This window comes from Skermanella sp., assembly GCF_059503625.1.
This window is the reverse complement of sequence record NZ_JCACHA010000993.1, coordinates 1-6301: the sequence shown is the minus strand read 5'-3', so window position 1 is coordinate 6301 and position 6301 is coordinate 1. Positions and strand designations below refer to the sequence as shown.

6 protein-coding genes are annotated in these 6301 nt (G+C 62.9%); 3 read left to right on the top strand and 3 right to left on the bottom strand.

Going from position 1 to position 6301, the window contains the following annotated elements; translation table 11 throughout:
* From AC5JJ6_RS36380 to AC5JJ6_RS36370, 3 genes are all read left to right on the top strand, one after another.
* A partial coding sequence (locus AC5JJ6_RS36380; RefSeq protein ID WP_496046711.1) for a tripartite tricarboxylate transporter permease occupies nucleotides 1–837 on the top strand: 837 nt, incomplete at its 5' end.
* 124 nt (nucleotides 838–961) lie between these two features.
* Nucleotides 962–1573 (top strand): GntR family transcriptional regulator, encoded by a 612-nt coding sequence (locus AC5JJ6_RS36375; RefSeq protein ID WP_496046710.1) that lies wholly within the window; start codon nucleotides 962–964, stop codon nucleotides 1571–1573.
* A 34-nt stretch (nucleotides 1574–1607) separates the two neighbouring features.
* Entirely contained in the window at nucleotides 1608–2300 is a 693-nt protein-coding gene (locus AC5JJ6_RS36370) for a CBS domain-containing protein (RefSeq protein ID WP_496046709.1), read from the top strand.
* Nucleotides 2301–2584: 284 nt separating this feature from the next.
* On the opposite strand, the gene AC5JJ6_RS36365 is transcribed toward AC5JJ6_RS36370, so the two are convergent.
* The 3 genes from AC5JJ6_RS36365 to AC5JJ6_RS36355 form a co-directional block, all read right to left on the bottom strand.
* Entirely contained in the window at nucleotides 2585–4672 is a 2088-nt protein-coding gene (locus AC5JJ6_RS36365; RefSeq protein ID WP_496046708.1) for a peptidase domain-containing ABC transporter, read from the bottom strand.
* Nucleotides 4673–4677: 5 nt separating this feature from the next.
* On the bottom strand, nucleotides 4678–5928 hold the full coding sequence (locus AC5JJ6_RS36360) for a beta-barrel domain-containing protein (RefSeq protein ID WP_496046707.1): 1251 nt from the start codon (nucleotides 5926–5928) through the stop codon (nucleotides 4678–4680).
* Between the two features lie 130 nt (nucleotides 5929–6058).
* Nucleotides 6059–6301, bottom strand: a 243-nt coding sequence (locus AC5JJ6_RS36355) for a hypothetical protein (protein ID WP_496046706.1), incomplete at its 5' end; no start/stop codon positions are given.

The window sequence follows — 6301 nt, the reverse complement described above, 5'->3', positions numbered from 1 at the left end:
AAGGGCAAGTCGGCCAAGATCAACGCGGCGGTCGTGCTCAAGACCTGGAAGCAGCTTCCCAAATACTGGGCGACCGCCATCCGCGGCTCGATCGTCGGCTGCTGGATGGGCATCACTCCCGGCGGCGCGACACCCGCCTCCTTCATGAGCTATGGTCTCGCCAAGCGCTTCTCGCGCAATGGCTCCAAGTTCGGCACCGGCGAGATGGAAGGCGTGGTCGCCCCCGAAACCGCCGCCCATGCCGCCGGCACCAGCGCCCTGCTGCCCATGCTCACGCTCGGCATCCCCGGATCGCCGACCGCCGCCGTGCTGCTCGGCGGCTTGCTGATCTGGGGTCTCCAGCCCGGCCCCCTGCTGTTCATCGAACAGAAGGAGTTCGTCTGGGGCCTGATCGCCAGCATGTATCTGGGCAACGTCGTGGGGCTGATCGTCGTGCTGACGACGGTGCCGCTGTTCGCCTCGATCCTCCGCATCCCGTTCAGCATCATCGCCCCGGTCATCATCGTGATCTGCGCCGTCGGCGCCTACACCGTCCACAACGCCTTCCTCGACATCGCCGTGATGCTGGTGTTCGGCGTGCTGGGCTACATCTTCAAGAAGCTCTCATACCCGCTGGCCCCGCTCGTGCTGGCCCTCGTCCTGGGCGACATGGCGGAAAGCTCGTTCCGTCAGGCCATGCTGCTGTCGCAGGGCGACCTCAGCATCTTCTGGTCGAACCCGCTGGTTGGGACCATCGTGACGCTGGCCCTGGCGATGCTGTTCTGGCCGGTCATCTCGCTGGCGATCGGCCGCCTGTGGCCGCGCTCCGGGAGCAAGGCCGCCGTCTCGCTGAAGTAAGGGGGACCCGTGAATGGTTTCCCTGGAACCGACAACCGTAGAACCGATAGCCGTAGAACCGATAGCCGTAGAACCGATAGCCGTAGAACCGACACCCCTGGAACCTGCCCAGCTGAGCTTCAAGATGCAGGCGTATCGAGCCCTCAAGGGCTCGATCATGGAGATGGACATCTACGGCCAGCGGGGAGAGATCCGCATCGACGACCGCGAGGTCTGCCAGATGCTCGGCATCAGCCGGACGCCGGTCCGCGAAGCCCTGATCCTGCTGGAACATGAAGGCTTCGTCCGCACCGTGCCCCGGCACGGCGTGGTCGTCGCCCGCAAGAGCCGGACGCAGATAGCGGACATGATCCTGGTCTGGGCGGCGCTGGAAGGGATGGCGGCAAGGCTGGCCGCCACCCTGGCGGAGGAGAGCGACCTGCTCCAGCTTGCCCAGGGCTTTCCGCCCTCGCTCGCCCATACGCCGGACAGCGCGGCCGGTCTGCACCAGTCGCTCGCCGAGTTGTCCCGCTGCGCGCTGATCGGCAGCCTGACCCGCAACCTCGCCCTCCACATGCGGGCGATCCACCGCATCGAACAGGCGGACGAAACCCAGGCCGCCCAGGCGGTCGAGACGCGGACCGCGGTCGTCGCGGCCCTCACCGCCCGCGACGGCGCGCAGGCGGAAAGCCTGATCCTCAAGCACCACTTCGCCCTCAACCAGTACATCCAGCGCACCTGCGCCTTCCTCGACTAAAAGTTCACGATCGACCCTGAATCGGAGAATAGCGATGCAAGCCAAGGACATCATGAGTTCCCCGGTCGTCACGGTCACCCCGGACGCCTCGGTCGCGGAGGTGGCAGCGCTGCTGCTGGAGAAACGCATCAGCGGCGTCCCCGTCGTCGACTCAACCGGGCAGATCGCCGGCATCATCAGCGAGGGCGACCTGCTGCGCCGGGTCGAAACGGACACCGAACGCCGCCGCCCGCACTGGCTGGAAATGCTGCTGGGCCAGAGCGGCGACGCCGGCAGCTTCATCAAGTCCCACGCCAGCCGCGTCGGCGACGTCATGAGCCACGACGTCATCGCCTCCTACCCGGAAGCATCCCTGCGCGAGATCGCCGAACTGATGGAGCGCCACGGCATCAAGCGCGTCCCCATCGTGGACGGCGGCCGGCTGGTCGGCATCGTCAGCCGCGCCAACCTCGTCCAGGGCCTGCTGGCCGACCGCGCCAAGCCCGCCGCCGGCTCCCCCGGCGACGATCAGATCCGCACCGCGCTGACCGACCTGCTGCGCACCCAGTCCTGGCTCGACCACGACCGCATCAACATCGTCGTCACCGGCGGCACCGTCCAGCTCTGGGGCAGCGTCAGGGACGACGAACAGCGCCGCGCCCTGACCGTGGCCGCCGAATCCGTCGCCGGAGTGAAGGCGGTCGAAGACCACCTGACCGCCAACGTCTTCACCAACGACGCGGGGTAATGATCGGGAAACTCGCGATCATCTCCCTCGCCCGCCGGATGCCACGACCTGCTCGACGGGATCGTTCCAATCGGCCGGCCGGCGGGTTCCCCACATCGCCTCCGAAGCCTAGCAGCACGGCGTGCCGCCAAGGCCACTCAGCGTGGCGTTTCCGTCGGTACCTTCGAGGCTGTCGGGGCCATTGCCGCCGGTCTCGATCTTGCCAATAGTGTCAACCATGACGGCCCAGCTCCTTTGAGTGTCGTGAGTGTGGCCGATTGTGAGCATGCAGGATTGTGCCATGTTCATCGTCGCCCTGCCCCGATCCGCAGTATCTTGTCAGCACCGCTCATGATCTCCGGCCGGTGAGCCACGCTGATGCGCGTCATGCGCAGCTGCCTGAGGCTCGCGTTGATAAGCTTCTCGTTCTCGACGTCGAGATGCGCCGTACCTTCGTCCAGGAACAGGATCTTGGGCTGCCGGTATAAGGCCCTCGCCAGCAGGACGCGCTGCTTCTGGCCGCCCGAAAGCGAACTTCCCATGTCGCCGATCAGGCTGTTGTAGGTCATGGGCATCGCCATGATCTCGTCATGGACCCCGGCCAGCCGCGCGCATTCGACCATCCGGTCCTGATCGAAGGCGCTATCGAAGAAGCAGATGTTGTCGGCGATCGATCCTGACAGCAGCTGGTCCTCCTGCATCACCGCCGCCACGTGCTCGCGGTAGGGCCGCGCCCCAATCGTCGCCATGGGAATGCCATCGATCAGGATTTCGCCGGCGGTCGGCTCGATCAGTCCGAGCATGATCTTGACGAGGGTCGTCTTGCCGCCGCCCGATGGCCCCATGATCGTGACGAACTGCCCAGCCTCGACGACAAGGTTGACGTTCTCGAGGACGAACGGTTCCGTCTCGGCATAGCGGAAGCACAGGTTCCGAAGTTCGATCCTGCCTTCCATCGGACGCGCATAGCTGAGAAGGCGATCGTGCCCCGGCTCGAGCGGCGTCAGCGCGATATCGCCAAGACGCTCGAGGTGCAGGTCGAGGACGCGAAACTCAATGACTTTCTCGATCAGCAGGGCAGCCTTCTCGGTGAAGTTCCGCTTGTAGCTCACCAGCGCGAAGATCATCCCGACCGTCAGATCGCCAGAGAGCGCCAGCCGGGCCGCAAGGTAGATCGTCAGCACGTTCTCCACGCCGAAAACCGCGTCGTTCAGCGTCTTGAAAGTGATTGCGACGCGGCCCATCCGGACGTTGGCGTTGACGAAATCGGCATACCGGTTCATCCACTGGCCTTCGCGCTCGTCCTCGCGATTGAACAGCTTGACGCTTTGGATCGCCCGCATGGTTTCGATAAAAGTCGAATTCTCGTGCGCCCGCGCCTGGATAACGTCTTCGCTGCGGCGGCGAAGCTCCTGGAAAAGGGCGAGCCGCAGGATTGCGTAGAGCACCACCGCCCCGACGACGACGAAACCGATCGGCGGGCTGTATATGAAGATCATCACCAGCGTCGCGACGGCCATCAGGCCGTCGATCACCGCCGTGATCAGCCCCTCGGCGAGCAAGCGGCGGATCGGCTCGATGGAGGTGAAGCGCGACAGGATATCGCCTATGTGGCGCTTCTCGAAATAGGTCAGAGGCAGGCGGATAAGGTGGTGGAACAGGCGAGAGGCCAGTTGCAGGTGCAGCGTGTTCTGCAGGATCAGCAGGATCAGCGAACGCAGCGTGCTCGAAGTAACGGTGATCGCCGTCAGCAGCCCGAAACCGAGTGCCAGAACGACCAGGAGATCGACGTCGCCCTTAGCGACGACCTCGTCGATGACGAGCTGCATATAGAACGGCGCGGCGATGACGAGGATTTCAAGGACGATGGACAGCGCGAAGACTTGCGCCAGCGCATGCCCGGCTCCCTGGATGCCTCCCCAGAAGCTCCAAAGCGGCAACCTCGCCGTCTCGTTCTTGGCAGAGAACTCCGCCGAAGGCGTGAGTTCGAGGGCAACGCCGGTCAGATGCTTGGATGCCTCATCGATCGAGTAGCGCTTTTCTCCCAGTGCTGGGTCGTGCACGACAATCCCGCCAACGGTGACCGCTTTCAGGACTACGAAGTGGCTCATATCCCAGTGCACGATTGCCGGCAGTCGGAGCTGCCGCAAATGGCTCAACTCGAAACGCAACGGACGGCCGGCCAAGTGCAGATGGTTCGCGACCTGGATGAGGGCGCGCAGCGTTGCACCCTTCAGGGAAACCGGATAGCGGCGGCGCAAAGTGTTCAGGTCGATGCGGTGCCCGTGGTAGGAGGCGATCATCGCTAGACACGCCAGTCCGCATTCCGCCGCCTCGGTCTGCTGGATCACTGGAAGACGTTGACGACCCCCTACGTTCAGAAGGCTGCGCAACACAGTCACATCCTGGCGCTGAGCAACGGACTGATCAGCCAGCTCAGCAGCGTGCGGCGGCCAAGGATGATGTCAGCGCGCAGAAGCATATCCGCCTGCAAGGGTATCTTTTGGCCGTAGGCATCGATGTCCGGCCTGTCGAGCGCGACTGTCACCTTGTAGGCAGGCTCGCTCAGCGCCACTGGCGCCGAAAGATCGGTGCCCTTAAGGATCGTCTGCGAGACCCGGATGACCCGCCCGTGATACGTGCCGAAGCTCTGGTATGGGAAAGCGTCGTAGAGTATCCGAACCTCCTGCTCGGGACGGACGAAGCCGATGGCCCTGGTGGGAACGAAAAGCTCCGCCTCCAGGACGCTGTCTGATGGGACGATCTCTAGCTGCAGATGCTTCGGGTCCGCCGAGCGGCCGATAGTGGCTTGAAGTGTGGCGACCCGGCCGGCACTAGGCGCCCGCAGGACGTAAGCGCGACGCCCATTGATCTCGGCGATGCGCTGCTCGGCTTCCGCCAGATCGTTGCGAAGTTCTTGAATCCTCTCCGCCATGACGGTCGGCAGTTGCTCGAGCGCATATCGTGTCTCGGTGAGCCGGTTCCTGTGTTCGGCCAATTGCTGGCCAAGGACGCTCAGGGCCTGCTTGTGTTGCAAATTACTTTCCTGGCGCTCCCGATATTCACTTTCCGACATGTTACGGCGCGCGTTGAGCTTGGCGGCGGCATTGAGGAGATCCTGGGAGATCCCGACTCGGTCCTTCTGGATCGCGATCTGTTCTTCCAGATGGGAGCTCTCCGCTTCTAGACCTTGGATCAAGGCTGCAAGGCGATTGCGTTCCGAAGCCGTCCGATCCTCCTGGGCGGAGATCTGCCGGGCAAGCAGGTCCCTCTGGTGTGCCAGGGTATCCAAAATGGCGGCGTCAACATCTTTACCGTCAGCCGCGATCTGGTCGGTGGCGATTGTCAGTAGCGGCTGGCCTGCTTGAACCTGTTGGCCCTCGTGGACATGAACTGTGCGGATGGTGCCTTGCCGGGGTACGTAGATTTTTGCAGTGCCGGTCGTCGGCGTGAGATATCCCACGACCGTTTCCTTGCGGGCATACTGCGCTATAGAAAGGAAGATGAGGATCAGAAGGATGGCGACGGTAACGAACCACGCCATTACGGTGACCGGTAGGGGCTGTAGCAGAACGACCTCGCCCCATTGCCGGTGATGCTGCTGGAACTCGACCGCTTCCTGTCGAAACAGAGAGGGATGGCGCGTCACTCTGCACCTTCAACGTTGAAGCTCTTTTTAAGAAGCTCTTTTTAAGTTGAACCAACAGCTGCACTCTGCACGCATATTTGGGCTACATCCCTTCCCGGCATAGAGGACCGGGAAGGGATGAGCGGAAGGCTTAAGCGTCGCTGAATTTTTGTTCGATATTCTCGGCCAAAACGTTAGCCGCTACGACGGCGTTGACATCCTCAACGTTGACTTGAGCGTTGACTAGTGAGTCGCGCGCCCTATTCCGTGCGCCAGCCGCAACGAAGTCAAGCTGATCATCGGTCAATTCGACCGGGCTGGTAAGCATTTCGTAAGACATAGCAGTCCGTTGATTTACCCATCTTAGGTTGAGAATACCAAGAGGTAGATCAGC